The organism is Brevibacillus parabrevis (assembly GCF_022701015.1).
Lineage (GTDB): Bacteria > Bacillota > Bacilli > Brevibacillales > Brevibacillaceae > Brevibacillus > Brevibacillus parabrevis.
The window spans coordinates 2,700,964-2,725,504 of record NZ_CP064090.1; the positions used below are offsets into that span (position 1 = coordinate 2,700,964).

At 53.4% G+C, this 24,541-nt stretch carries 27 protein-coding genes, 1 pseudogene and 1 riboswitch; of the genes and pseudogenes, 14 read left to right on the forward strand and 14 right to left on the reverse strand.

The annotated features are described in order from the left end of the window. Positions 1-5: 5 nt before the first annotated feature. From IRJ17_RS12740 to IRJ17_RS12755, 4 genes are all read right to left on the reverse strand, one after another. On the reverse strand, positions 6-713 hold the full coding sequence (locus IRJ17_RS12740; RefSeq protein WP_173596893.1) for a molybdenum cofactor biosynthesis protein: 708 nt from the start codon (positions 711-713) through the stop codon (positions 6-8). Positions 714-822: 109 nt separating this feature from the next. Continuing rightward, positions 823-1,641: an SPL family radical SAM protein gene (locus IRJ17_RS12745; RefSeq protein ID WP_242774938.1), complete on the reverse strand. Its 819-nt coding sequence runs from the start codon at positions 1,639-1,641 to the stop codon at positions 823-825. Between the two features lie 14 nt (positions 1,642-1,655). Next, positions 1,656-2,369, reverse strand: a complete 714-nt coding sequence (locus IRJ17_RS12750) for a 2OG-Fe(II) oxygenase (RefSeq protein ID WP_173599131.1) — start codon at positions 2,367-2,369, stop codon at positions 1,656-1,658. Then, on the reverse strand, positions 2,362-2,898 hold the full coding sequence (locus IRJ17_RS12755; protein ID WP_122963995.1) for a methylated-DNA--[protein]-cysteine S-methyltransferase: 537 nt from the start codon (positions 2,896-2,898) through the stop codon (positions 2,362-2,364). The genes IRJ17_RS12750 and IRJ17_RS12755 overlap by 8 nt, the downstream gene beginning before the upstream one ends. Before the next feature lie 232 nt (positions 2,899-3,130). Here IRJ17_RS12755 and moaC point away from each other — a divergent pair, with 232 nt between their 5' ends. From moaC to IRJ17_RS12775, 4 genes are all read left to right on the forward strand, one after another. Next, a complete protein-coding gene (moaC, locus tag IRJ17_RS12760) occupies positions 3,131-3,613 on the forward strand; it encodes a cyclic pyranopterin monophosphate synthase MoaC (RefSeq protein WP_063228098.1) in 483 nt (160 codons plus the stop codon). A 3-nt stretch (positions 3,614-3,616) separates the two neighbouring features. Continuing rightward, a complete protein-coding gene (locus tag IRJ17_RS12765) occupies positions 3,617-4,897 on the forward strand; it encodes an MFS transporter (RefSeq protein WP_173599133.1) in 1,281 nt (426 codons plus the stop codon). Between the two features lie 96 nt (positions 4,898-4,993). Then, positions 4,994-5,107, forward strand: a riboswitch (SAM riboswitch). An 84-nt stretch (positions 5,108-5,191) separates the two neighbouring features. Next, a complete protein-coding gene (locus IRJ17_RS12770; protein WP_122963997.1) occupies positions 5,192-6,373 on the forward strand; it encodes a pyridoxal phosphate-dependent aminotransferase in 1,182 nt (393 codons plus the stop codon). Positions 6,374-6,589: 216 nt separating this feature from the next. After that, complete coding sequence (locus tag IRJ17_RS12775; protein ID WP_122963998.1) at positions 6,590-7,060, forward strand: hypothetical protein; 471 nt, start codon at positions 6,590-6,592, stop codon at positions 7,058-7,060. Between the two features lie 37 nt (positions 7,061-7,097). Here IRJ17_RS12775 and IRJ17_RS12780 read toward each other — a convergent pair whose 3' ends face one another. Then, a complete protein-coding gene (locus tag IRJ17_RS12780; RefSeq protein WP_233454101.1) occupies positions 7,098-8,009 on the reverse strand; it encodes a LysR family transcriptional regulator in 912 nt (303 codons plus the stop codon). A gap of 153 nt (positions 8,010-8,162) precedes the next feature. Here IRJ17_RS12780 and IRJ17_RS12785 point away from each other — a divergent pair, with 153 nt between their 5' ends. From IRJ17_RS12785 to IRJ17_RS12805, 5 genes are all read left to right on the forward strand, one after another. Further along, positions 8,163-9,278 (forward strand): extracellular solute-binding protein, encoded by a 1,116-nt coding sequence (locus tag IRJ17_RS12785; RefSeq protein ID WP_122964000.1) that lies wholly within the window; start codon positions 8,163-8,165, stop codon positions 9,276-9,278. Between the two features lie 4 nt (positions 9,279-9,282). Then, entirely contained in the window at positions 9,283-10,986 is a 1,704-nt protein-coding gene (locus IRJ17_RS12790; RefSeq protein ID WP_242774940.1) for an ABC transporter permease, read from the forward strand. Continuing rightward, a complete protein-coding gene (locus IRJ17_RS12795; protein ID WP_242774942.1) occupies positions 10,983-12,092 on the forward strand; it encodes an ABC transporter ATP-binding protein in 1,110 nt (369 codons plus the stop codon). The genes IRJ17_RS12790 and IRJ17_RS12795 overlap by 4 nt, the downstream gene beginning before the upstream one ends. 8 nt (positions 12,093-12,100) lie before the next feature. Beyond that, positions 12,101-12,739 carry a metallophosphoesterase gene (locus IRJ17_RS12800; RefSeq protein WP_242774943.1) on the forward strand — a complete coding sequence of 213 codons (639 nt, stop codon included), beginning with the start codon at positions 12,101-12,103 and terminating at the stop codon, positions 12,737-12,739. Positions 12,740-12,974: 235 nt separating this feature from the next. Further along, positions 12,975-14,180, forward strand: coding sequence for an aminotransferase-like domain-containing protein (locus IRJ17_RS12805; protein WP_122964004.1), 1,206 nt, complete (start codon positions 12,975-12,977; stop codon positions 14,178-14,180). 80 nt (positions 14,181-14,260) lie between these two features. Here the strand turns inward: IRJ17_RS12805 and IRJ17_RS12810 are convergent, their stop codons facing one another. From IRJ17_RS12810 to IRJ17_RS12820, 3 genes are all read right to left on the reverse strand, one after another. Further along, on the reverse strand, positions 14,261-15,082 hold the full coding sequence (locus IRJ17_RS12810) for an alpha/beta fold hydrolase (RefSeq protein ID WP_122964005.1): 822 nt from the start codon (positions 15,080-15,082) through the stop codon (positions 14,261-14,263). A gap of 206 nt (positions 15,083-15,288) precedes the next feature. Then, entirely contained in the window at positions 15,289-16,137 is an 849-nt protein-coding gene (locus IRJ17_RS12815) for a family 1 encapsulin nanocompartment shell protein (protein WP_063228109.1), read from the reverse strand. A gap of 36 nt (positions 16,138-16,173) precedes the next feature. Then, a complete protein-coding gene (locus IRJ17_RS12820) occupies positions 16,174-16,782 on the reverse strand; it encodes an IMEF encapsulin system ferritin-like cargo protein (RefSeq protein WP_122964006.1) in 609 nt (202 codons plus the stop codon). Between the two features lie 318 nt (positions 16,783-17,100). Here IRJ17_RS12820 and IRJ17_RS12825 point away from each other — a divergent pair, with 318 nt between their 5' ends. Together IRJ17_RS12825 and IRJ17_RS12830 are read left to right on the forward strand one after the other, a co-directional pair. After that, positions 17,101-17,382: a DUF2325 domain-containing protein gene (locus IRJ17_RS12825; protein WP_005828113.1), complete on the forward strand. Its 282-nt coding sequence runs from the start codon at positions 17,101-17,103 to the stop codon at positions 17,380-17,382. Between the two features lie 62 nt (positions 17,383-17,444). Next, entirely contained in the window at positions 17,445-17,591 is a 147-nt protein-coding gene (locus IRJ17_RS12830; protein ID WP_173596902.1) for a hypothetical protein, read from the forward strand. A 38-nt stretch (positions 17,592-17,629) separates the two neighbouring features. On the opposite strand, the gene IRJ17_RS12835 is transcribed toward IRJ17_RS12830, so the two are convergent. From IRJ17_RS12835 to IRJ17_RS12845, 3 genes are all read right to left on the reverse strand, one after another. Continuing rightward, complete coding sequence (locus IRJ17_RS12835; protein ID WP_122964007.1) at positions 17,630-17,908, reverse strand: S1C family serine protease; 279 nt, start codon at positions 17,906-17,908, stop codon at positions 17,630-17,632. 11 nt (positions 17,909-17,919) lie between these two features. Further along, on the reverse strand, positions 17,920-19,368 hold the full coding sequence (locus tag IRJ17_RS12840) for a recombinase family protein (RefSeq protein WP_242774946.1): 1,449 nt from the start codon (positions 19,366-19,368) through the stop codon (positions 17,920-17,922). A 136-nt stretch (positions 19,369-19,504) separates the two neighbouring features. Beyond that, positions 19,505-19,825 (reverse strand): winged helix-turn-helix transcriptional regulator, encoded by a 321-nt coding sequence (locus IRJ17_RS12845; RefSeq protein WP_005828119.1) that lies wholly within the window; start codon positions 19,823-19,825, stop codon positions 19,505-19,507. Positions 19,826-20,064: 239 nt separating this feature from the next. Here IRJ17_RS12845 and IRJ17_RS12850 point away from each other — a divergent pair, with 239 nt between their 5' ends. Then, entirely contained in the window at positions 20,065-21,183 is a 1,119-nt protein-coding gene (locus IRJ17_RS12850) for a YheC/YheD family endospore coat-associated protein (protein ID WP_122964009.1), read from the forward strand. 78 nt (positions 21,184-21,261) lie between these two features. Here the strand turns inward: IRJ17_RS12850 and IRJ17_RS12855 are convergent. Then, positions 21,262-21,687, reverse strand: a pseudogene (locus IRJ17_RS12855) (trypsin-like peptidase domain-containing protein); the annotation flags it as partial. Positions 21,688-21,971: 284 nt separating this feature from the next. On the opposite strand from IRJ17_RS12855, the gene IRJ17_RS12860 reads away from it, so the two are divergent. After that, entirely contained in the window at positions 21,972-22,511 is a 540-nt protein-coding gene (locus IRJ17_RS12860; RefSeq protein WP_122964010.1) for a PadR family transcriptional regulator, read from the forward strand. A 78-nt stretch (positions 22,512-22,589) separates the two neighbouring features. Here IRJ17_RS12860 and IRJ17_RS12865 read toward each other — a convergent pair whose 3' ends face one another. Together IRJ17_RS12865 and yjcZ are read right to left on the reverse strand one after the other, a co-directional pair. After that, positions 22,590-23,702, reverse strand: coding sequence for an aminopeptidase (locus IRJ17_RS12865; protein ID WP_173599886.1), 1,113 nt, complete (start codon positions 23,700-23,702; stop codon positions 22,590-22,592). Positions 23,703-23,859: 157 nt separating this feature from the next. Further along, on the reverse strand, positions 23,860-24,039 hold the full coding sequence (yjcZ, locus tag IRJ17_RS28285) for a sporulation protein YjcZ (RefSeq protein WP_122964012.1): 180 nt from the start codon (positions 24,037-24,039) through the stop codon (positions 23,860-23,862). 125 nt (positions 24,040-24,164) lie between these two features. Between yjcZ and IRJ17_RS12870 the strand changes: the two genes are divergently transcribed. Next, positions 24,165-24,398, forward strand: a complete 234-nt coding sequence (locus IRJ17_RS12870) for a hypothetical protein (RefSeq protein WP_063228116.1) — start codon at positions 24,165-24,167, stop codon at positions 24,396-24,398. Positions 24,399-24,541: the final 143 nt, after the last annotated feature.

Below are 24,541 nucleotides of genomic sequence, written 5' to 3' on the forward strand. Positions count from 1 at the left end.
AGCGACTACTCCTCCTTTCCGTACTCGGAGGCAAGCGGATTCCACGGACCTTGCTGGTGGCCTTTCCATTCGCTGCCGTCTTCCCACATTTCTTTTTTCCAGATCGGAACGATTTGCTTCAGTCGTTCGATGGCGTAGCGCCCTGCTTCAAAAGACTCGTTGCGGTGCGCAGTAGCGACAGCGACGACGACTGCGATTTCCTCTACAGCCAAATCTCCGATGCGATGATGCATCGCGACGGTCGCGCCAGGCCAGCGTTCCTTGATCTCGTCCGCGACCTGCTTCATTTTTTCCACTGCCATCGGTTCGTACGCTTCATAGGACAGGTAGACCGTGCGCTGTCCGTGCGTAAATTCGCGCACCGTCCCGACAAAGGTGAGAATCGCGCCTGCGTGCGGGTTGCTCACGAGGCTGACCAGCTTGTCCGCCGAGAGCTTTTCCCGGGTAACGGCAAAAAAGGGCACTTCTTCACCGCCGCTGACTGGAGGCAAAAGAGCGATCTCATCCTGAGCGGAAATGACGCGATCAGGCTGGGCGTATTCGTGATTAATGGAAACAAAACTGCTGCCGAGCAGCGGGGCGAGGACAGGGTACTCTTCCCGGATTGCTTGCAGCAGATCGTGTACAGTAGCGTTTTCTGGCAAAGTCAATTGGATGTCGCGGGCATTGGCGCGTTCGGCCAGTCCGGCAAACAACAATACGGTAATCGTCAAGGCAATTCCTCACTTCCGCTTGTAAATGACAGTTCTCTATGGCTTGACGATATCACAATCGGAGAGAGATGCCAATGAGCGAAGGGCTGCAAGGTGCACGCTAAAAGGGCTAGGGGGCGAATCCCTCCTGGCTGATTTTGACTTCGTCAGGGGCGAAGACGCGCAACAGCCGCTTGTAGACGATCCGATACGCGGAAGGTCCCGCCCATTCCTCTAGTCCCGCTTCGCTGAACAGGGCGGGGATGCCGTTTTTGCTCGTCCGTTTGCCGCCGCTGCCGTCTCCCATATAAAAGTCGTCCAGGCAGACGCGCGTGACCAGCGGCCGCAGCAAGTCGGGAAACGCTTCCGTGCTCGGCAAGGCCGGAGCGATCGTCGCCTGGGTCGGGACGCCAGCGGCAGCCAGTCGCTCCAACGCTTTCAGCCGAGCCGCAATCGGCGGGGCCTGCGGCGAAAACAGCTTGCGCATATCCTCCCGGTCGGTTTCCACCGTCATGCTGACCCGTACACGCTCTCCGAGTTGAACGAGCAAATCGATATCGCGTGTGACCAGCGGACTGCGCGTCTGAACGAGCAAAAAGTCGGGTGGATTGTCCGCCATGACTTCCAACAGCGAGCGTGTCACTTTTTCCCGGTACTCCGCAGGCTGATAAGGGTCTGTGCTCGACGACATGAAAATCGTGACCTTGCCTTTTGCCTTTGCTTTGCTCAGCTCTTTGGCAAGCAGCGTGGCTGCTTCGGTTTTGACGTCGACCCACGTGCCCCAGTCCAAACCGCGAAACAGCGAGACAGGCATTTGCCGCACGTAACAGTAAGAACAGGCGAACGAACAGCCTGTGTACGGGTTGAGCGAATGCGTGTAATCTGCGAGAAAGCCGCTGCCTTTATTCAGGAGCGACTTCGGTTGTTTGTAAAAGAGCGTGCTTTTCAAGCTAATCCCTTCTTTTACGTAGCGTCGTGGAAAATGATGCCCAGGCTGTACCGCGTGCCTGTCGTGATCGTGCTGACTCCGTGACGCATCGTCGTTTTGTAGTAGCCGCGTGTCCCGGCTACAGGGCGGTAGGAGGTGGGGAAAATCAATCCCGCCCCTTGCTCCAAGGTTATCACATGACCTCTGCTTTGCGCGCGTGGTCGTTGCTCTGTCAGGAGAAATTCCCCGCCGGAAAAGTCTTTTTCCTGCTGATTTAAGACAAACACAACCTGAAACGGAAAAAACAGCTCTCCGTACATATCCTGATGCAGACAATTGTAGCCGCCTGCTTCGTATTTTAAAATCAGCGGCGTCGGCCTGGTCTGTCCGTGCTGGTGACAATGATCGAGAAAATCAGTCAGAGCCGCAGGGAAAGCAGCCGTATGTCCGAGCAGTTGCCCCCAATGATTGGCTACTGGAGCCAGCCGGGGATACAAGCTTGCCCTGAGCTGTTGGACGAGCGGCGGCAGCGGAGCCTGATAGTAGCGATATTCGCCGCTGCCAAAGCGGTAGCGCTCCATCTGGATTGTTTTGCGAAAAAGCGAGTCAGCGGAGTAGCCCGCGATCAACTCCTGACATTCTTCTTCCTTTAATAGACGCGGGAGAGTGGCGTAGCCTTGTGCATCCAACTCATGAACGATCTGCTCCCAGCTTTGCGCGTCGATTCGATTCGCCAACGTGTCAGACATGGACAGCGCTCCGTTTCACGCTCGTTTTCTCCAGCTTGAGCAGCTCTGTTTTCATGGGGAGGCCGCCGCGATAGCCTGTAAGCTTCCCGTCTTTTCCGACCACCCGATGGCACGGAATCGTCAACAACAACGGATTGGCGCCAATCGCTGCGCCCACTGCCCGGACAGCCGCGCTGTTGTTGATATGGGCAGCAATGTCGGAGTAAGAGGCCGTCTGTCCGTACGGAATTTGCTGCAACGCCTGCCAAACCGCTTGTTGAAAAGGAGTGCCCGACAGATCGTGAGCGACTGAAAACTGCTGGCGTTCTCCCTGCAAATACTCGATGATCTCTTTGGCGTACGGAGCCAGCCGAGCCGCATCCTGGACGAGAGCGTATCGGGGTTTGCGCCGCGCTGCCCATTGTGCCAATTCGTCAATCGGGTGGTGATTGGAGCCGACGAAAGCAAGTCCCTTCTCTGTTGCTGCGATGTGCAGACTCCACTCGCCATGCTCTACTTTTGCCCAGTATATGTGCTGATTTTTGTTCATTTTGTTTGCGCCTCCTTAACGATTGCCGATGTACGCACAGTATACCTTTGTTTTCGCGATTCCGTACGTTTTCGGCAATAAATCAGCAAGATAGTGAAAGCGGTGCGACATGATTTGCCAAAGACAAATCTCGCGGTGTTCCCATTGCTTTTCGCAAGCGGCGGGAGTAAGGTAGAAGAAGCAAAGTTGCAAGCGGGTTACGGGATCGTACAAATGGAGGACGAACAGGAACATGAGTGATCAACTGACGCATTTTAATGAACAAAACCGTGCGCGCATGGTGGATGTTTCGGAAAAAGACATCACCAAGCGGGAGGCCGTAGCGGAAAGCAAAATCGTCATGAAGCCCGAGACGCTTCAGCGTATTCGCGAAGGGCGGGTAGAGAAGGGGGATGTGCTGGCAGTCGCGCAAGTAGCGGGAGTCATGGCTGCGAAAAAGACGTGGGACATCATTCCGATGTGCCATCCGCTTTCCTTGACCGGGATTGATATTCGCTTCACGTTTGAAAACGAGACAACGCTGGGCCTGGAAGCAAGCGTGCGGACGACCGGAAAAACAGGCGTCGAGATGGAAGCTTTGACAGCGGTAAGCGTTGCTGCTCTTACGGTGTACGACATGTGCAAGGCGATGGACAAAGGCATGGTCATCGGGCCGACCTGTCTGTTGAGCAAATCAGGCGGGAAGAACGGCGATTTTCGTCGGGGAGAGAACTAGATCATGAGACAGAAATGGGAATCCTATCCGAGCAGCATTCGTCTTCTGGCGGTTGCTGCCATCATTTTTTCTACGGGTATGGCATGTATATGGCCGCTCGTCACGATTTACATTCACGATTACTTGGGGAAGCCGCTGCCTGTAGCGGGTTTTTTGCTGTTATTGAACCAGGGCGCGTTTTTGATCGGAAGCATCACGGGTGGCATGCTGTTTGACCGCTGGGGAAGAATGCGGACGATCATAATCGGCTCTGTCGGCATTATTTTGATTACAATCGGTCTTGGACTTACGCACGATTTTACCGTGTATACGATCCTGCTGCTGTTAAACGGGCTGTTCTACGGAACGCTGTCTCCTGTCATGAACGCGCTGGCGGTCGTTTTGTGGCCGGAAGGCGGGCGCAAAGGAATCAACATGATTTACGTCGCGTTGAATGCGGGAGTGGCGGCAGGCTCGGCGCTGGGCGGACTTTTGGCGAGCGTATCGTTTTCTTGGACCTTTTTCGGGAACGCACTCACGCAAATGATCGTTCTCGCCATCTTCGTGATCTTTTTGCCGCGCCATCTGAAAGCGGCGGAGAATCGGCCACTGCCTGCTTCGCCAGCGGGCGAGTCGGACACGAGCAAGACCGATGCTGACGGACAGCTTGGCGCACATGGCGCAGGAGAGCTTCAGCCAACGCGAAAAGTGGTTTGGGGAGCCTTGCTGTTTTTGTGCAGCGGCTTGCTGATCAGCTGGATTGTGTACGTGCAATGGACGACGGTGTTGTCGACTTACATGCAATCTTTGGGCATCTCCTTGCGCCAGTACAGCTTGCTGTGGACGCTGAATGGCGGCTTGATCCTGTTTGGTCAACCGCTGATCGCCTGGGTCATTCGCCGCTTTGCTCGCACGCTGAAAGCGCAAATGCTGCTCGGCTCCTACGTCTTTGCCTTGTCGATGCTGATTTTGTCGCAGTCGACCTCCTATGCGGGCTTCGTCGCCGCGATGTTTATCATGACGTTGGGCGAAATGCTCGTCTGGCCAGCCGTTCCTGCCGTAGCGGCGCAAATTACGCCAGCAGGACGGGAAGGCTTTATTCAAGGGCTGATCGCGGGAACAGGCTCGGCAGGGAGGATGCTCGGACCGTTGCTCGGCGCGATCATTTTCCAGCACTTCCAGGCGCAAGGGCTTTTGTACATCATGGCAGGGCTTGCGCTCTTGTCCGTGGCGTTTTTCGCCTTCCACACAACGTTTTTGAATCGCCGTCAAAAGGTGGCTGTGCCAACCGCAGAAAAGATGTAGCGAAAAAAGGCGAGCGCCTGCGGGGAAGCATCTTGACACGTCGAGAGCAGGCAATGTAGTATGAAGAAGATTAAAAACAGTATATTCCGTGTGATTTACTTATGAAGAGAGGCGGAGGGACTGGCCCTATGAAGCCCGGCAGCGGATCTGCGCGTGTAGCGATGCAGATGCTGTGCCAATTCCAGCAGGAGCATTCCTGACAGATAAGGACGTGACCAAGCTGATCTCCCCCTTTTTCTGTACGGAAAAAGGGGGTTTTTGCTGTATGGGCGAAAAGAAAGGAACTGAAGAGAAATGCGTATCCAACCTTCCGACATGATTGACCGACTGCCAACCCAATTTTTCGCGACGTTGGTAGCGAAAGTAAATAAAGTCATCGCCAACGGGCACGATGTGATCAACCTGGGGCAGGGAAACCCGGACTTGCCGACTCCTCCCCACATCGTAGAAGCGCTACAAGCACATACAGCCAACCCGCTTCACCACAAGTACCCGCCTTTTTCCGGCCGACTGGAGCTGAAGCAGGCTGTTGCGCACTGGTACAAACAACAATTTGACGTAGACCTTGATCCGGAAGAAGAAGTAGCGGTTTTGTTCGGCAGCAAAACAGGACTGGTGGAAATTTGCCAGGTGCTGATGAACGCAGGCGACGTCGCGCTCGTACCGGACCCGGGCTATCCGGATTACTGGTCGGGTGTGGCGGTCGTCAATGGTCGGATGTCGATGATGCCGCTGACAGCAGAAAATCAGTTTTTGCCGGACTACAGCAAAATTCCGCAAGCCGATTTGGATCGGGCCAAGCTGATGTTTTTGAACTATCCGAATAACCCGACAGCGGTGAACGCGCCGTTTGAATTTTACGAGGAAACGATTCAATTTGCCCGCAAGCATGAGATCGTCGTCTGCCACGACTTTGCCTACGGCGCGATCAGCTACGACGGCAAAAAGCCGGTCAGCTTCATGCAGGTGCCAGGGGCAAAAGAGGTCGGTGTCGAGTTTTACACTTTGTCCAAAACGTACAACATGGCTGGCTGGCGCGTAGGGGCGATGGTCGGCAACCGCGAGCTGGTGAGACTGATCAATCTGATTCAGGATCATTATTTCGTCAGCCTGTTCGGTGCTGTGCAAATGGCCGCGGTAACCGCGATGACCGAATCGCAGCAATGCGTTCGGGATTTGGTGGCTGTCTACGAAAGCAGACGCAACGCCTTGTTCTCCAATCTGCACCGCATCGGCTGGCAAGCGCCGCCGTCCCAAGGCTCGTTTTTTGCCTGGCTCCCGGTTCCAGCCGGATTCACTTCCATCGAGTTTTCCGATTTGCTCTTGGAAAAAGCGCATGTCGTCGTTGCTCCCGGTGACGGCTTCGGCCCTACCGGGGAAGGATACGTTCGCGCCGCGCTGTTGTCGAGTGAAGAACGTCTGGCCGAAGCGGTACAGCGCATTGAGAAATTAGGACTGTTTGCCAATACCAAATAGGATGAGAACGGACCGCACTTTCCTGCATGAGAAAGTGCGGTTTTTGTTTGGAAATCAGGGGATAGCAGGAGATTTTCTGGGTAAAATGTAAGGGCCATGCGTTTTTGGAAACCAAGACAGGCAAGGCGAATAAAAATCATTCTCACCGTTGACAGATAATGATTTTCATTATAGGATGGTAATGATAATTGATCTCAGCAAGAGCGGGAGGGTACTATGCGCTATCAGATTAACGGTTACACGGACATGTATACGGTGATCGCCAACGAGCGGAAGATCGGTGGAGCCATTGAAGCAGCTCAGGTTCGACTGCGCACGGGAGAGATTTTTGCCAATGCGGTTCTCACTCGTTTGGAAATGTCAGGTGCGCATTTTTGCTCGATCGGATTCGTCACAGAAGAAGGCAAGCGGCTGATTGTGCACGTAGATGATATCAGCATGATCGCAGATGCGCGCCATGTAAATGTATGTGAGCTGACCAATGAATGCATGCGTGCAGAGAAATGCGCGGATCGCTTGAAGCGTTTGAAGCGTCTCTGTGAGCTGAACGAAGGAAGCTGTACGCCGACTTTCCAGGAAGAAGCGCTGCTTTTGGCAGAGGACATCGGACTGGATGAAGCACGTGGACACGTAGACTTGTCTTTCTTGCCGCAAGCAGAAAAGGCTCGTGTTGTTCGCATCGCGTAGAATAGCTATTTGATTTACATAATCGCCCCTTTCCCTTTTACAGCGGAGAGGGGCTTTTTGCGTGCGGGCGTTGATGCTGCAAAAACCGGATGAAGCTCTGGACCGGATAAGGCATGATGTCGTCCTGGCGATAGACGAGGCAAATGTGCCGGCGATTGACGTAGCCGGGCAGTTCGCGAACGATCAGTTCACCAGTCTCGCTTTCGCGCACGACGCTGCGATACGGCAGGACACTGACGCCCATGTTGTGTTTGGTCGCTTCCTTGATCGTCTCAATCGCCCCCAGCTCCATGCGCACTTGCCAGCGCAGCTGGTTTTCCTGGGCCCAAAGTTCAGCAAGCTCGCGTGAGGTGGAGCCTGCTTCGTGAATGAGAAATGGCTCGGATTGCAAATCAGTCAGCTCGATCACGCTTTTTTGGGCAAGCGGATTTTGCGGAGCGAGAACGAGGCGCAGCTCGTCGGCAAGCAGCGGAATGACATGCAGACCGTCCTGGGGCTGCATGGACAACGAGACAATCGCCAAATCGATCTCAAAATCGCGCAGCAGCTCCATGAGCGGCCGCGCTTTTTTTACGGTCAAAATCGGCAGGACGTGCGGATGCTCCGCCTGAAATGAAGCCAGATAAGGGGGAAGATAGTAGGTGGCAGGCGTATAGCTCGCCCCGATTTTCAGCGTTCCTCTGCCGCCGTGGCGAAACTCCTCCATGACTTGTCCGGCCTCTGTGAGCAAAGTGGACACTCTGCGGGCATAAGGCAAGAGCGCCGCTCCTGCTTCCGTCAGGCGAAAGTGCCGCGGCTGCTTGTAATACAGCTCCACGCCGAGGTCGCTCTCCAGTTTTTTCAGGTGAAAGCTGACGGTTGGCTGCTTGATATGCAAAGCTTCGGCGGCTTCGGTCAGCGACTTGCACTGAGCGGAAACGGCAAATACGCGCAATTGCTGAATATTCATCGAGTCGATCCCTCCGCCACCAGTATAGATACTCTCTATCGTTCCATCAATAAACATAGACGTTATTTAACACAAGCTTAGCATCTCATTTACTTTCCGCTCACACTAATCGCGTAAAGTTGTCGGTAGGAAAAGAAATGGGAGGGAAACGGAATGAACAAGAAAAATCGCAAGCCAAAATGGTCCGTATTGACGCTGCTCGTCTCCACGTCTTTGCTTTTTGCAGGATGTGGACAAGGCTCCACCACTCCGGCAGCATCAGGTACAGACAAAGCGGGCAATCAGCCGGCAGCATCCACAACAACCGGGAGCGCGCCAACAAAAGAAGACAAGTCGAAGGGAGAGCCGCTCGTCGTCTATCTCAATGACTTCGATGAGATCATCGGCCCGATGTTTGAAAAAGAGACAGGCTACAAAGTCAAACTCGTCTCTGGCAACGGAGCAGAAATCATGTCGCGGATCGAAGCGGAAAAAGGCAATCCGCACTGGGATGTCGTCTGGATGGACGCGATGCCGTCGATTCACAAGCTGGGCAAAGACGGACAACTGCTCGAAGGCTGGACGCCGAATAACGCTGCGGGCTTGACAGACTTTGCGGCGAAGCTCGTTCCAGCGAACAAAACGTACTACCCGACAGGTGCACATGCAGCGGGTGTCATCATTGCCAATACGAAACAACTCCCGGCAGACAAAGCTCCGAAATCGTGGAACGATCTGGTCAAGCCGGAGTTTCAAAATATGGTCGGCATGGCGGACCCGGCGGTAGCTGCTCCAGCCTATCCGTTTGTCGCCTGGTTTTTCCAGCAGGAGGGCATGGACAAAGGCAAAGCTTACTTCGATCAGCTGCTGCAAAACGGCGCTCGCGTCTACCCGAAAAATCCGAATGTGGCAAAAGCTTTGACAGGGGGCGAGATCAAACTGGCAGCCCTGCAAGAAAGCAATGCCTACACGCTGAAAAACAAAAAAGAGCCTGTTGAAATCATCTGGCCAGAAGAAGGAGCGCCTGCATCTGTGCGCGTAGCCGGGATTCAGAAGGATACGAAAAACGTGGAAGCAGCGAAAGCGTTTATCGACTTCATTCTCGATCCGAAGGTCCAGCAGCAATTGATCGATCAGGGAGAAGAAAGCTACTTCGAGCCGTCCGCAAAAGGAGCCGTTGCCAAAAAAGACCGGGCTGCGAATGCCAAGCTGGTCGTCGCCGATCCAGAGTGGGCTTCCGAGCATGAAGCGGAAATCAAGCAATGGTTTGCCGACAAAGCGGTAAAGTAAAGCGATGAGATTGCTAGGGACATATGGAAACCGAATGGGCTGGCTCGTGCTGGCCATTCTCTTTTTCCTGATTTTATTGCCGCTTGCTGCTGTCATCATTCAAGTGTTGTTGCCCGGTGTGTTTTTCGGGCAGTGGAACATCGGGGATTTATCGCTGCTGCTGGACGTGTTCACCCGGCCGCTCTGGCTGGCTTCCTTGAAAAATTCCTTATACCTTGGCGTAGGAACGACGGTATTTGCGACAGCGCTCGGCTGCGCACTGGCTATCGTCCGTTCGCGCTGGTCGTTTCAAACGGCAAGGCTGCTCGATCTGGCGGTCTGGGTGTTGCTGATTACGCCATCGTTCATTTTGGCGCAAGGCTGGGTGATGTTTGCTGCGGCAGATGGTCTGGCGAACGCCTGGCTGGGCTGGACCTGGATCACAAGTCTCGTCTTTTCGCCAGAAGGTCTGGTTGTGGTGATGTCGCTCAGCAAATTCCCGCTCGCTTACTTGGCGATTGCGAGTGCGCTGGAATGGAAGGTGGACCGATTGGGAGAGGCAGCCAGATTGTGCGGCGGCTCGCTCTGGACGGTCTGGCGCACGGTGGAGCTGCCGCTATTGCTGCCTGCGATTTGTTCCGGGGCGCTGCTCGTGTTCATGGATACGATCGGCGACTTCGGCTTGCCAGCTTCAATTGCTGCTGTCTTCCGTTTTCCGACGCTGCCGTATTCGATTTATTCGGCTCTGTACACGTCGCCCATCCGCTTTGACATGGCGGGAGTGCTGTCGTTTTACCTCGTGCTGCTGATTGTCGCTGCGATGAGCATTCAGTTTTATGTGATGCGCAAGGCGCGGTTTGATGTACTGTCCTCCCGGGCGACCAGACAGGAGCGCAAGACAACAAAGCGGGGCAGCCTGTGGCTGAATATCGGCTGCATCAGCTTTTTGCTGGTCGTCATCGGCATTCCGTTCGGGGCGAACCTGCTCATGTCCATCTCGGATACATCGAGCATGGATCAGGGCTTGCAAGGATTGACTCTGCGTCATTACGAAGAGCTGTTTGCCGATGGAGAAGCCTTGCTGGACGGCTTGCTGCATTCGCTTGGCATCGCCGCTACCGCAGGCATTATCGGACTGATCGTCGGATTTTTCGTCGCCTACGTGCTGACGTATTCGCCGTTCAAATACCGCAGGGCTGTCGACGTTATCTCGCTGGTCTCGCTGGCTGTACCTGGCGTTGTTCTCGGCATTGGCTATATTTTTGTCTGGAATCAGCGTTGGCTCGAACCGATCGGCTTGTTGCTGTACGGAACGCCGTGGATTCTCGCGCTGGCAAGTGTGGCAGGTGCCATTCCGATCATTACGCGGGTCATTGTCGGCGCGATGGCAAAAGTGCCGGGGCAGCTGCTGGCAGCTGCGCAAATGCAGGGAGCAAGCTTCGTCCAGCGCGTGAGGTGGATTTTGCTGCCGTTGATCCGCGGGGCGCTCGTCGCAGCAGGTTTGTCCGCTTTTGGCAGTAGTGTGTTTGATTTGGCGGCGACTTCGATTTTGTTCCCGCCTGATTTTATGACCTTGCCCGTCTTTATTAACAAGGCGTTTGAAGATCTGAAATTCGCTTACGCGGCGGCTTCGACCTTGATGGGCGGCGGTTTGGTCGTCCTGATCATCGTCATTGTCGAGCTGTTGTTTCAGCCGAAAAAATGGAAAGCTGGGAGAGATCATGCTTGAATCCGATACTGGAAGTTCGCGGAGTACACAAATCGTTTGGCAACTATGCTGCCCTGCGCGGAATTGATTTGTCCGTCCAAAAGGGAGAAATCATCAGCGTCCTGGGGCCATCCGGCTGCGGGAAGTCGACTTTGTTGCAAGTCATTGCCGGGCTGACGCAGCCAGATGCGGGAGAAGTGCAGCTGCGAGGTGCGCAGGTCGCTTCGCCTACGCGACTGGTGCCCCCAGAAAAGCGCAATATCAACATGGTGTTTCAAGACTACGCCCTGTGGCCGCACATGACGGTCCACGAGAACATCGCTTATGGATTGCAGCGCAAAAAAGCGAAAGCGGATTACATACAGGCCAAGATTGCCGAGCTTGTCAGCTTGCTGCGTCTCGAAGGACTGGAGCAACGCCTGCCGCCACAGCTGTCAGGAGGCCAACAGCAGCGTGTGGCGATTGCTCGCGCGCTTGCCACAGAGCCGGATTTGCTTTTGCTGGATGAGCCGCTATCCAATCTCGACATGCGGCTGCGCATCCGCATGCGCACGGAAATGGCTTACTTGTTCCGCCGTCTGGGAACAACCGTCTTTCATGTGACACACGATCCGGATGAAGCGTTTGCCATGGCAGATCGGCTGGTCATCATGAGAGCGGGGGCGATCGATCAGATGGGAGCGCCGCAAGATTGCTACGAGCAGCCAGCGACACGCTCTGCCGCGTCTTTGCTGGGGGCTGGCAATCAGCTGACGGGCACGTTGCGCAAGGCAGCTGGCCGCGACATCGCGCTCATCGGAGAAGCGCTCGTCGAGGGTACAATACCCGCCGCAAAAGGAAGCGGGGATCGCGCTCATGTCCAGTCAGCGCTTGCAGACGGCGAGCAGATTGACCTTTTGTTTCGTCCCGAAGAAGCAGAGTGGGCGCAGCAGCCGGAGGCAAACAGTTTTCCAGTTCGCGTCGTGCACAGCACATACGAAGGCAACCGCTGGCGCATCCTCGGTGAAATCGGCGGAGGGCAGACTTTGGCCTTTTTTCACGCGGAGCGACTGGAAAATACGGAACGGGGATACGTCTGCCTGAAGCCATCAGCCGCTTACTTGTTTCCTCATCTGGACGAAAGGTGAGCGAAGTCATGTCACGTATCCTTGCCATTTCAGACATTCACGGGCACGGTGCAGGGGCAAAGCAGCTTCTGGAGCTGGCCCAGTACGATCCGAAAGTCGATCGGCTGTTTCTGCTCGGCGACTATATCGACAAAAGCCCGGAGACGTGGGAGACGCTCTCTTTTGTGCAAGGACTGCTGCAAGAAGGGGCGGCAGCCGTGCGGGGCAATCTGGAGCAATGGTTTCTCGACCAGCATGCGGCAGGAGAGCAGCCAGAGTCGATCAAGCAAGCCGTTGCCTTTGTCGCCGGATTGCCATTGTACATCGAGCACGGGCCATACTTGTTCGTCCATGCGGGCATTCGCCCGGGAATCGCGCTCGCTGCCCAGCAGCAGGTCGATCTGCTTTCCATTCGCGAGGAGTTTTGGAACAGCCCGTCTCGCTACGAGTGGATCGTCGTCTTTGGTCACACTCCCACCTATCGCATGGGGGTTGCGCCGGGAGACATCTGGGCAGAAGCTGACCGGATCGGCATTGATACCGGGGCGAAGCACGGCGTCAGATTGACGCTGCTCGATCTCACTCACCACAAAAGCTATTCCTGCTCGACCGAGACAAAAGGGGTGTACACAGATTTTCGCACAGCGGACTGGTGCATCGAAAAGTAGGGTCATTGCCTGCGCGAAAAGCGGGCAGTGGCTTTTTTACATGGGAAAACAGCCTGCAACGGCACGGCACACTAGGCAGCAGTTAGCGGCATCCTGATCACCTTAGCCGAGGAAGCAGTCGATTGAACAATCGCTCGACATAGCCAAAACCTATCCGCTCATAGCCAGCGGGGATTGGACTTTGCCTATCGACAGTGATAAAACAAGAATAAGCAAAATCAAGGGGGAACGGAACATGGAGTACACATTTTCGAAATCAGTAGATGCATTATCCTCCTCGGCTGTCCGGGAAATCTTGAAGCTGACCCAAGGCAATCAAGTGCTCTCGCTCGCAGGTGGCCTGCCAGCCGAGGATTCTTTTCCCATCCAGGAAATGCGCGAAGCGTTTAATCGGGCATTCGATCTGGGCGCGAAATCGTTGCAATACGGTTTGACAGACGGATATATCCCGCTTCGGGAGTGGGTAGCCTCACGAATGAAGCAAAAACATATGAACGTAGGCTTGGACAATATGCTGTTGACCACCGGCTCCCAGCAGGCCGTCGACTTACTGTGTCGAGTCTATTTGGATGAAGGCGACGTCGTGCTGGTAGAAAATCCAACGTATCTGGCTGCAGTCCAATTGTTCCAGTTCCGGGGGATTCGCGCCATTCCGGTGGAAGGTGATTCGGAAGGGATGGACCTGGAGGATCTGGCGAAAAAGATCGCGCAGTATCGTCCGAAAATGGTCTACGTCATTCCGACTTTTGCGAATCCTACGGGAAAAGTATGGAGCCTCGAACGCCGCCAGGGCTTGCTCGCCCAGTGCAAGGCAAACAACATTCTCATTCTGGAGGACGATCCGTACGGCGAAATCCAGTTTGACGGCGAAGCTTCGTACCGCTCGATTTTCTCGCTCGACGAACATCCGACCAATTCCTGTGTCGTCTATACAAGCACGTTTTCCAAGATCGTTGCTCCTGGTCTGCGCACCGGATGGGCAATCGGCGACCAGCGCGTCATTTCGATGATGGTAAAAGCGAAGCAAGCCGTCGACCTCCAGTCCAGCACCATTGACCAGATCGCGCTGCACGAGTTGCTCTCCCGCTTCGATCTGGAAAGCCACATCGAAAAAATCCGCGCTTCCTACAAAGAGCGCATGGAATGGATGAACGAGCTTTTGCTCGCACAAAGCTGGGATGGCGTGCAGTGGGAAAAGCCGCGCGGAGGCATGTTCCTGTGGGTCAACTTGCCAGCCGATGTGGACGCAGAGAAGCTGTTGGCCCGCTCTGTACAAGAAGGCGTGGCATTCGTGCCAGGCAAGCCGTTTTACGCCGCCGAGCCGCAGCACAACACGATGCGCTTGAACTACACGCTGTTGAACCGCGAAGATACGCAGCTCGCCATCGCAAGACTCGGCAAAGCGTTTACAGAGTACAGCAAAAGTCTCGTGACGCAATAGCGTCCGGGGCGTGTAAGTGAAAAGCAAAAGGATGCAAAAAGACAATCATGCTGCTGAAAAGCTGATTGTCTTTTTTATTGTTAGGACAAAGAAAGCTCTCTTTCGACCCGGTTCAGCCACTCATGGACAAGCTCTGTGAACAGCTTGGGCTGTTCGATTTGCAGATTGTGTCCAGCGCAATCGAGCGCGGCAAAAGAACTGCGCGGATAGTGAGGAAGCAAGCTCCATGCGTCCTGGTAGCCGACGACATGATCCTGCTTGCCTACGACGAACAATCCAGGATGGGGAAAAGGCTGCGTATCAAGCGGGAAAGAGAAGCCGTACGATGTTTTCAGTCGTTCTAAAAAGGGGAAGTCCGCGATGCTGTACCCGCTTATAATCTCTGTTTTGTAGCGGTCCCATGTCTCTTCTGTGGCGACCACAGCCATGGCTTCGAACTCGGCGCGCTCCGACTCTGTCAGCTTGTCCCACAGGCTTTGCTCTTCTACCAAAATGACCTTGTCTGGCAGCGTGCGCTGGCTCATTTTGGGGAAAACACTCGGGCAGATGAACAGGGCGCCTTTGACTTGCTCTCTGCGCTTTTCGATGACTCCACGCGCCAAATAACCTCCGTACGACTCAGCAGCGAGGAGGAACGGTTCGCCTGGCAGTTCACGATCAATCCAGTGCAGAACAGCCTCTAGCATGTCGTCCGTATTTTGCACGCTGTCGTAATTTTTCGTCTTTCCCATACCGGGCAGGTCGATATAGAGTCGGCGAAAGCCTTCGCGCTCAGCAAAAACAGGCTCCATGCAGCCTTTCATGACGTGATGATCGAGCGAAAAACCGTGAAGCATGACAATCGGAACGCCGGAACCGATTTGTTCTTGAAAAAAGTCAATGTTGTGCAGTGACTGAATCATACTGGCTAACACCTCTCCCGCCGATTTTGCGTTCCATAACTAAAAAAGGAACGTTTGTTCTTGTTTTAATCTAAGATCTGGAAAAAGCAAGAGGGAAATAGAAAAATATGAGAAAAAGCCATAAAAAAACGTATCCAAGCGATCAGATCGAATGGATACGTTTTTCGTGTTGGCCGGGATGGTTTGTTTGCGCCATCCGAGGCTGTTTATTCTTCTGTTTCTTCCAATGTGCAGATGGCGCTAGGGCGCTTGATGCGCAGCACTACGCACTCGTATACACGGAACAGGCTGTTCATTTGCTCGTCTCCGAGGAAAGCGGAGTCGAAGTCTTCGGCAATCGCCAGATCGAGGTTGTGGCGGCCTGTAGCCACCAGCACGCCGGAGCGTCCCTTGATCGTAGGCGATTGGTATACGCCGTCTGTCACCAGGTTGCGCACATGCTCGATCTCCAGCACGTTAGTGCCTTTGTGTACGCGGTGCAGGAGGGAGTACAGCTCGGGGGACACGACCAGCGCATAAGGACCGCTGTGACCCATTTTCAAGAGCTTGTTGCGCGCTTCCACGATGTCAGCGAACGCATTGCCGGATTCCATCCAGTCGCTCTTCAGGTGCGTGAGGCGGCCTTTTACATTCATCAGACCAGGCAGATCAAACTCAGCCGCTCCGTTGAAGATCAGGTCGTCTTCCATCAGCGCACCGCCAGCAGCGGCGTTTGCAGCGGCACTCATGTCAAGCGGCATGCCCAGTGTGCGAGCTTGCGCGACATCGCGCCAGTAAAGCATGAAATCTTTGTAAAGAATCGGGATTGTCATGCTTACGCGGCGGCTAGGCTGTGTCATTTCCAGCGATTCGCCGCGCAAGGACAGACCGCCGAAGCGCGATTCATCGTATACGTCATTGGTGATCGTCTGGATACCTTCACCGAGCGGGCCGTAAATATCGATAAAGCGACGTCCCACGAGTTGACGGCGGGCCATGTCGACTACAGTAGCGTCCAGCTGGCTCCATTCTTCATTGGTTAATGGAGAGTCTGGGTATTTGCGAAGCTTGTCCATAGCGTAACCTCCAGGTCATATAAGATCGGTGTTTCCTTAATGTCCTTTCAAACTTCCAACAGTAAGCCCCTTTTTGCCAGGAGCGGCAGTCTTGGCAGGAGCCGCGTGTTTGATGACGGAAGCAACACCGTGAGCAGCCGTTGCAGAAGCTTTCAGGTGATCCACCTGATGAATATCGTGGCCTTCATCGTGGTCGGTCAGGTCAGGATGGGACCCGTCAGAGAACCGTCCGCTGAGCGAAGCCATGATTTCTTTTACTTGCAAGTAGTCGGCGTGAGTTTTTTCGCGCATGCCGTCCAATGTCGTGCGGGTTTCGTCATCTTGAAACTCGTACAGGGAAAGCTCCAGATGCTCGCGGAAATTGTGCAGGCCAAACCGCTCCAGGTTCACATCCGACAGCAACTGAGAAAGCTCGCGGTCGCTCAGTTGGGCAAGCGATTCTTTTCCGGATACGTTTTCCAGGTAAGGAACCAGTTCCTGGAGACGTCCCATGCGCTGTTCTTCTTCTTCCAAAATGTGATGGTAGTACAAGCGGGTGTGCTCGTCCTGTGCAGCGTCGATAATCGGCTGGATGATGCCCATGAAACGATTGATGTAACCTCTGGTGCGATCAAAAATGGCGTGCAGCTGTGTAATTTCTTGCACCCTCCGCCACCTCCTCATTCACGATCTATTTGTTCATTATACAGTTGGAAAAATGAACCGGGCAATACATATGTAGATTTTCGGCGTTTTCTGTTAATAAATGGCACGTTTTGCCGGGAGCACATCGCCTCAAGCCACGCCACGACTGGGGTGGATACGTTTAGTTTTGGATTTTTACAAAAAAGTTATCATGGAGAGTATTGTCAAAGCTAATTGGGAATGATAATATTTATCAATAATAGTGATATTCATTATCAATTAGAAAACAGAGAACCAGAACATACATCGACACTCACCCATTTTAAGGAGGAAAACATTATGTCATCCATTTTAGTCATTGGCGGAGATCGCCTTGGTAATATCGTAGATTTGCTGCACGGACAAGGGTTTAAAGATATTCATCACGTAACGGGGCGCAAAAGCTCCCAAACAGGTGTGAAAATTCCTGCGGGCATTCATATGATTCTCGTTTTGACCGACTTCGTCAATCACAACCTCGCGAAAACCGTGAAAAACCAGGCGAAGGATCGTGAGCTGCCAATCGTATTCTGCAAGCGCTCGTGTTCGGCGATTGCCAAAGCTTTCGATTTGACGGCGTAAATACATACCCGTTCAGGTGGACAGACTAACACTTGAGTCTGATACCAACGGAGGAATGGCGCATGGAGCAAAATCGTTTAAGCGAACTGCCTATTGCGCAGCTGACGGCCGTGCAGCTGCAACAGTTGAAACAGGCAGAGGAACAACTCAATTCAGAAGGCGAGAATGTGTACCTGATCGCATTTGAGAAGCAATCCCCGTCATCGTAGACGGGGTTTTTTTATTTTCCCAATATCTGCTTCTCCGCTTATTTGAAAACATACTGCTCAAGCTGCGTTTTCAGTGCGTCAATCCCGATGGCAAAGCCCAGGCATTGGCTGGACTGGATGATAAAGGCGTTCAGCCCCACGACCTCGCCATTCAGATTGATAAGTGGCCCACCACTGTTGCCGGGGTTGATGGCGGCATCGGTTTGGAAAATCTCTTCATACATTCGTTTTGCCACCTGGAGGCGACGGTTTTTGGCGCTGATAATTCCGGCCGTTACAGAGTTTTCCAACCCAAGCGGGGAACCGCCTGTGTACATAGCGACAAAAACTACAAAAAGACCAGTTGCTGCAGCTGAATCGTCCGGCCGTGTGCGTTCCTGCCGGGAGCTTCGGCTGCTTCCACGCGTTTGACGAGTGCCGTCATGAGCATGCGGCGCTCTTCATCGCTGGCATGGGACCAGAGGAGCGGCCAATTGGTCAGCTGACTGTAGGGCGGGAAGGCAGCTTTGGCAAAAGACGGAGGTGGATCGGGGAACAGAGCGTCAGCTTCTTTGGCGAGGGCAGCGATTTTCAGCCGAAATGCTTCGAGGGTGAGCAGTCCTTCCTCGTAAGCTGCTTCCCAGCGCCGCAATTTGAGCGCTCGCCTCTGTTCCCGCGCTTCTGCATCTGCAAAAGGGACCACAGAAGAAAGCGAGGCCCGGACTTCTTCCAAAGCAGCACGCGCTTCGTGCGAATAGCTCATCAGCTCGGAGAGGATGGCCTGCTCCAGACGGTCTTCCCGGATGGCAGGGGCGTCGCAGCGGCCAGCCTGCTTGTTTTTGCATACATAATAACGATGGACGTAACGCTTTCCCGCGCTCTTGGTGTTGGCTGTCTTGCCGCGCATGGGGGAGTGGCACAGGGAGCAGTAGAGCAAACCGGAAAAGCAAAAGGTGGAGCCAAGGACACGCGGGTGGAGCGAGCTGCGCGCAGCCATTTTTTGCTGAATGCGCATGAAAAGGTCTTTGTCGATAATCGCCGGATGGGCGGCCTCTTCCACGATCCATTGATCCGGCGAGTTTTGGCGCTGAAGCCCGTCGGTGTAGTTCCAGCGCAGCGCCCCGTGATACACCGGATTTTTCAGCAGGCGCAGGACAGAACTTGCCCCCCAGCTTGCGCCATTTTTTCCGCGAAGTCCTTGGCGATTTGCCCACTCCGCAATCTGCCGCGGCGACTCGCCTTTCTCATAGCGCTCAAACATTTCGCGGACGCCAGCCGCCTCCGCATGCTGAATGGTCAACGCCCCGTCCACCAGCTCGTAGCCAAAAGGCGGGGGGCCGCCTGGCCGTTTTCGTTCCTTCGCCATCTGCTCCATGCCGAGCTTGACTCGCTCCGCCAAATTTTCCCGCTCCCACTGGGCGAGCGCCGCCACCAGCGTAATGAACAGTCGGCCGATGGCGGTAGTCGTATCGTACACCTCTGTGCAGCTTTTGAAGCGCACGTCATACTTTTCAAACTCCTGGAGAAGCCGGTACAGATCCAGCACAGAGCGGGTGAGGCGATCGAGACGATAGACGAGGACGACATCGGTCTTCCCTTCGCGGATATCTTTCAGCAGCCGTTTCAGTTCAGGGCGGTTCGTATCTTTGGCGCTCACGCCTTCTTCCGCGTAGATGGCGGCAACCTCCCACCCTTGTGAGTGGACGTAAGCCAACAGTTTTTCCCGCTGGGCCGGGATTGAAAATCCTTCACGTGCCTGGTCTTCGGTGCTGACGCGCATGTAGACAGCCGTTCGCATCGGATTTCCTCCCATCAACTGAGGTTGCTAGAGTCTACAGCAAAACAGCGCTTTGTATGCCTGGACAGATTGGAAAACTTGGATTTTTTGCGCACAAAAAAACCCCGCTTATCCTGATTGGACAAGTGGGGCTGCGCTACATCCATTTTTGTCCCCATTCGTGAATGGATTCAATGACCGGACGCAGATCTCTTCCTTTTTCTGTCAATTCATACTCGATGCGCACAGGAATTTCCGGGTATACTTTTCGTTCCAAAATTCCCAGCTCCTCCAGCTCCTTCAGTCGCTCCGAAAGCATTTTGTCGCTCATGTGCGGAACCATCTCGCGAATATCTTTGAAGCGAACAGCGCCGCGAAGCAAAACGTGGATGATCAAACCTGTCCAGCGCTTGCCGAGGACATTGATGGCGCATTCGTACTTGGGACACATGTGCTCGCCAGCAAATTCTTGACTCATGTTGGTGTCACCTCTATACAGCATGGTTATGTTAACGCTTATTGTAGCAGATAAACTTGAAAAAAGTAAGTAACGAAGTGTTTGGCATGTGCTTATCTATGTTTGCCATACCGGGGCGGGGTTATGCTGGAAATAGGATTGCCCGCACGAGCCAAGCCCGTTTCCGGCAAAAATCGTTTCACAGGCAGGCACATGCACATAGACTGTGGCGAACGATACGAGAAGAAGAGGGTGTTAGGATGCTTCCAAAACCGGTGATCGGGATTTTGACCTGGCGCCAGGGGCAGCGCTTTGGCGAGCCGGACTACTTGCGCAAGCTGGTGCTGGCAGGGCAGAAGCTGGGGGCGGAAATTTACCTGTTTTCGCATCAGGACGTAAACATGAAGGAAAAAAAGATCAAAGGCTTTCTTCCCAAAGCAGGCGGCGGCTGGAGCAGCAGATGGTTTCCGTGGCCACAGGTCGTCATCGACCGCTATCGGCGGCGTGTCCCCGAGTACATTCGGCTGCGAAACAGCGACCTGCTTTTCTTTGCCAACAGCCCGTTCAGCAAAAAGTGGCGGGTCACCCAGCTTTTGGCCAAGGACAGGCGGGTGATGCACTGGATTCCGGAAACACACTTGTACGAAAAAAAGCGAGTTGCAACCATGCTGAGCAAATATCCACTCGTGTACGTCAAGCCGGGGAACGGCTCCGGAGGGAAAAGCATTTTGCGGATATCGGCCAAGGGCAAAGAATTTAGCCTCTCCGGGCGCGACAAGCAATATCAGACGCACACTGCCAAGCTGGACAGCGTCAGTGCCGTGGAGAACTGGGTTGGCCGCTGGGTAGTCGAGCAGCAGATTGCAGATGGCAATTTTCTCGTGCAGCAAGGGATCGATCTCGGATTGATTCCGAATCATGTGGCAGATGTGCGCGTGCTCATCCAAAAGGATCAGGCAGGGGAGTGGAGGGTGACTGGCTCCGGGGTACGGATCGGGGAGGCTGGCAGTTCGACCTCCAATTTGCACGGCGGAGGGCGCGCTGTTTCCTTTGAAGGGTTGATCGAGCAGCGATTCGGCAAGAGACAAGCACAGCTGATCACGAAGGAGTGTCACTCGCTTGCCCATGAGGTGGCGAAGACGCTGGAGGATTACTTTGGACGAATGATGGAGTTCGGGCTGGATATCGGTGTCGCTGTAGACGGGAGCGTCTGGCTGATCGAGGTCAATCCGAAACCGGGGCGGGAAGTATTTCGCCAAATGGGGGATATGGTCACGTACGCCAAGGCGATCGAGCGGCCTGTGCAATTCGCTCTCCATCTCGCCCGCAAGAGACAGACCGGGGATGTAGGGCAGAGGGAACAACGTGTCAGGGTCTGAAAGAAGCTTGGTTTTTGTTCCTTTGGAAGCAAGTGGGGAACCGACACTGATGACCCATTCACCAACCTTGGTGTGTGAAGAGTTTCCGAGTGCCAAAGGATAGAGCTTGCAGTCCGCGTCGATTTTGATAACAGCATAGTCTCTGACTCGATCGGCAATGATGCGTTTGGCTTCAAATACTTTGCCGTTGTACAGCTTGACAAAAATGTTTTTCGATTTGCCGATGACGTGCTCGCTGGTCAAAATATAGCCTCTCGGGTGGAAGATAAAACCGGAGCCGAAACTGCGCTCGGTAGGCGGTGACGAAGTATTATCATCCTGGTCGATGAGACTGCGAATCAGAGAATCGACGTCTTTAGCTAGGGGAGCGTCTTCCGTGACGATGGAAACGACTCCCTCCTGTACGCGCTCTACAATAGGGACAAAAAAATTGAACGGGTGCAGACTGCTGCTGCTCACAGGGTACTTTACTCGCGTATATTGGGACCATTTTTTACTTTTCACCAATCTCTCCCCCTACAGCAGTTAGGTATATATCATCTTATGGAGGGGCGAAAGGGAAGGGACGCCCAATTTGAGCGCGGCGTTTGTTATATCATTATTTTTGATTGATATAATAAAGAAATAGCATTGGTATAATTATTAGAATCGAATTATAATACATGTAGTTAGAGAATATTTTGAACATAAAGGCTTAGCAGATGGATATTCACTTCTGTCTGAAAAAAGGCAATTGTCTGCTTTGTCGCTAGAGAGAGAAAAAGAAAGATAATGGAGGATGCGAAGAGATGGATGTTAAAACGATCATACTCGGCTTTTTGAGCTATGGAGAAATGAGTGGGTACGATATCAAGCAGGCGTTTTCCAACAGCATCGGCTTTTTCTACGATGCCAGCTTTGGCGCGATCTACCCCGCACTGCGCAAGCTGGAAGAGGAAGGACTGGTCACCAAGCAAGAGGTCATCCAGTCTGGAAAGCCGAACAAAATTTTGTATCAGATTACAGAGCAGGGCAAGGACACGTTCCGTCAAGAAATCCAGACGCCGATTTTGCCTCCTGTGTTGCGCTCTGACATGCTGGTGAAAATTTTCTTTGGCAAGAGCCGTTCCCCCGAGGAGCAAAAGGACATGCTGGAGAGCTGTTTGAACCTTCAGCGCCAAATGCTTCAACAAAGCCGAGCCTCATTCAAGAAGCTGGAGCTGCATTTTGACGAATATCAGCGCTTTTGCTGGGAATATACGATCCATCATCTGGAGTCGACGATTTCCTTTTTGGAGCACAAAATGCCCTCGCTAGCCAAACAACCAGCATTGTCTGCTTCCATCTGAGCAGGGATTTGACCAATTGGGTTGAACACGCATGCAAGAAGGCTTCGCCGCAATAAAGTGGCGAAGCCTTCTTTTTGTTTACTTCAGGTTTTCCGGGTTGAGGCACTCCAGCTCTGGCACGACAAAACGTCCGTCTTTGCGGATCAGGCGGTCGTCAAACCAGATTTCCCCTCCGCCCCACTCAGGGCGTTGAATCATGACGAGATCCCAGTGGATGGACGACTTGTTGCCGTTGAACGCATCGTCATAGGCTTGTCCAGGCGTGAAGTGGAAGCTGCCGTCGATTTTCTCATCGAACAAAATGTCTTTCATCGGGTTTTGGATGTAAGGATTGACCCCGATCGCAAATTCGCCGACATAGCGGGCGCCTTCGTCTGTGTCGAACACTTCGTTGATTTTCGTCGTGTCGTTGGCAGTCGCTTCGATAATTTTGCCATCCTTGAAGGTCAGCTTGATGTTGTCATAAGTGAAGCCTTGGTATGGGGATGGCGTGTTGTACGAGATCGTGCCGTTGACGGAATCGCGCACTGGGGCTGTAAATACTTCCCCGTCCGGGATGTTGGCTTCTCCGGCGCATTTGATGGCAGGAATGCCTTTGATCGAGAAGGACAGGTCGGTGCCAGGTCCTGTGATGCGCACCTTGTCGGTTTTTTCCATCAGCTCGACGAGGCTGTCCATCGCCTTGTCCATTTTGCCGTAGTCGAGCGTGCACACTTGGAAGTAGAAATCTTCAAAAGCGGCTGTACTCATGTTGGCCAGTTGGGCCATGGAAGCGTTCGGGTAGCGAAGCACGACCCATCTGGTTTCAGGCACGCGCACGTCCAGCACAGGGCGGGCGAACAGCTTGGAGTACATTTGCATTTTGTCGCCCGGCACGTCAGCCAGCTCGCTGATGTTGTCGCCGCCACGGATACCGATGTAGCAATCCATTTGCTTCATAAAGGAGACGTCAGCTTCACGCATGATGCCAAGCTGGTCTTCGTTGACACCGAGAAGCAGTTCGCGCTGAATGCTTTGGTCAATCAGTTGAACGTAAGGATTGCCTCCCGCTGCGTAAACTTTGGCAATTACGGCTTTCGTCAAGTCAGTCACATCGCCGATGGAGTAGATTAAAACGTTTTCACCTTTTTGTACTTTGGTGGAGTAGTTGACGAGGACGTCAGCTAATTGCTCAATACGTGGATCTTTCATAGGAAGGGGATCCCTCGCTTTCCATATCATATCAGTATGTATTGTACACAAATCGCATAGAAAAAAGCTACCCATACCAGGGTAGCGTGCGGAGGAAACGCGTTTACAGGATTCGGTTCTTCATGTATATGCAGGGTCCTGCGCCAATATGGCTATGTCAATCGCAGCCGCAGCCGATGATGACCAACAGGATAAAAAGAATCAACACTAAGGTGAAATCATCGAGGTCTCCATTGAAAATGCTACTCATAGGATGAACATCCTCCTTGTTGTGTGTTAAGCCTCTTGTGCTTACATCCATAACATATGGGTTTATGCACAGTCCCGATACGGGCATCCGCCCATTTTTGCGAAGATTCTTTCCATGCCATCTGCTTGCTTGCGCATGTTTATTATTCTGAAAATCAGGAAAAGCTAGAGGATACGAAAAGACTTTGCAAAAAACGAAAGGATGTTATGGCGATGCAAAGATCATTGTCGAGTCTTCAGCACGAGCTGGTTCCCATTACGATTAATGTAGGCGAGGATTTCAAGTCCATTGTGTGGAAAGCCCAGTACGATATGGATTTCAATACGGAATGCCTGTTTTGCTTCTCGGAGCAGATTACAGGATACCGGGTGGAAGATGAGGCGGGGCATTCCGGCAAGGTAGCGGTTTGCCCGCACTGTGAAAAAGTAAACGCCATTTACGCGTAAGCGGCGAGACAGTGGCACATACACGAAAAGCGATGCTCAAACGGGCATCGCTTTTTGCTTTGACACGTCCTCCAGGGATGGACGATATTTGCCACTGCATCCACCATGTACCACCTGCGTTTTAGCAGGATTGAAGGGAGGAG

What these genes read in the sequence shown, in the direction of transcription:
- IRJ17_RS12750 (WP_173599131.1), bottom strand. Translation starts at nt 2,369, where the DNA reads ATGTCTGACACGTTGGCGAATCGAATCGACGCGCAAAGCTGGGAGCAG.
- IRJ17_RS12755 (WP_122963995.1), bottom strand. Translation starts at nt 2,898, where the DNA reads ATGAACAAAAATCAGCACATATACTGGGCAAAAGTAGAGCATGGCGAG.
- moaC (WP_063228098.1), top strand. Translation starts at nt 3,131, where the DNA reads ATGAGTGATCAACTGACGCATTTTAATGAACAAAACCGTGCGCGCATG.
- IRJ17_RS12765 (WP_173599133.1), top strand. Translation starts at nt 3,617, where the DNA reads ATGAGACAGAAATGGGAATCCTATCCGAGCAGCATTCGTCTTCTGGCG.
- IRJ17_RS12770 (WP_122963997.1), top strand. Translation starts at nt 5,192, where the DNA reads ATGCGTATCCAACCTTCCGACATGATTGACCGACTGCCAACCCAATTT.
- IRJ17_RS12775 (WP_122963998.1), top strand. Translation starts at nt 6,590, where the DNA reads ATGCGCTATCAGATTAACGGTTACACGGACATGTATACGGTGATCGCC.
- IRJ17_RS12780 (WP_233454101.1), bottom strand. Translation starts at nt 8,009, where the DNA reads ATGAATATTCAGCAATTGCGCGTATTTGCCGTTTCCGCTCAGTGCAAG.
- IRJ17_RS12785 (WP_122964000.1), top strand. Translation starts at nt 8,163, where the DNA reads ATGAACAAGAAAAATCGCAAGCCAAAATGGTCCGTATTGACGCTGCTC.
- IRJ17_RS12790 (WP_242774940.1), top strand. Translation starts at nt 9,283, where the DNA reads ATGAGATTGCTAGGGACATATGGAAACCGAATGGGCTGGCTCGTGCTG.
- IRJ17_RS12800 (WP_242774943.1), top strand. Translation starts at nt 12,101, where the DNA reads ATGTCACGTATCCTTGCCATTTCAGACATTCACGGGCACGGTGCAGGG.
- IRJ17_RS12805 (WP_122964004.1), top strand. Translation starts at nt 12,975, where the DNA reads ATGGAGTACACATTTTCGAAATCAGTAGATGCATTATCCTCCTCGGCT.
- IRJ17_RS12810 (WP_122964005.1), bottom strand. Translation starts at nt 15,082, where the DNA reads ATGATTCAGTCACTGCACAACATTGACTTTTTTCAAGAACAAATCGGT.
- IRJ17_RS12815 (WP_063228109.1), bottom strand. Translation starts at nt 16,137, where the DNA reads ATGGACAAGCTTCGCAAATACCCAGACTCTCCATTAACCAATGAAGAA.
- IRJ17_RS12825 (WP_005828113.1), top strand. Translation starts at nt 17,101, where the DNA reads ATGTCATCCATTTTAGTCATTGGCGGAGATCGCCTTGGTAATATCGTA.
- IRJ17_RS12830 (WP_173596902.1), top strand. Translation starts at nt 17,445, where the DNA reads ATGGAGCAAAATCGTTTAAGCGAACTGCCTATTGCGCAGCTGACGGCC.
- IRJ17_RS12835 (WP_122964007.1), bottom strand. Translation starts at nt 17,908, where the DNA reads ATGTACACAGGCGGTTCCCCGCTTGGGTTGGAAAACTCTGTAACGGCC.
- IRJ17_RS12840 (WP_242774946.1), bottom strand. Translation starts at nt 19,368, where the DNA reads ATGCGAACGGCTGTCTACATGCGCGTCAGCACCGAAGACCAGGCACGT.
- IRJ17_RS12845 (WP_005828119.1), bottom strand. Translation starts at nt 19,825, where the DNA reads ATGAGTCAAGAATTTGCTGGCGAGCACATGTGTCCCAAGTACGAATGC.
- IRJ17_RS12850 (WP_122964009.1), top strand. Translation starts at nt 20,065, where the DNA reads ATGCTTCCAAAACCGGTGATCGGGATTTTGACCTGGCGCCAGGGGCAG.
- IRJ17_RS12860 (WP_122964010.1), top strand. Translation starts at nt 21,972, where the DNA reads ATGGATGTTAAAACGATCATACTCGGCTTTTTGAGCTATGGAGAAATG.
- IRJ17_RS12865 (WP_173599886.1), bottom strand. Translation starts at nt 23,702, where the DNA reads ATGAAAGATCCACGTATTGAGCAATTAGCTGACGTCCTCGTCAACTAC.
- yjcZ (WP_122964012.1), bottom strand. Translation starts at nt 24,039, where the DNA reads ATGCCCGTATCGGGACTGTGCATAAACCCATATGTTATGGATGTAAGC.
- IRJ17_RS12870 (WP_063228116.1), top strand. Translation starts at nt 24,165, where the DNA reads ATGCAAAGATCATTGTCGAGTCTTCAGCACGAGCTGGTTCCCATTACG.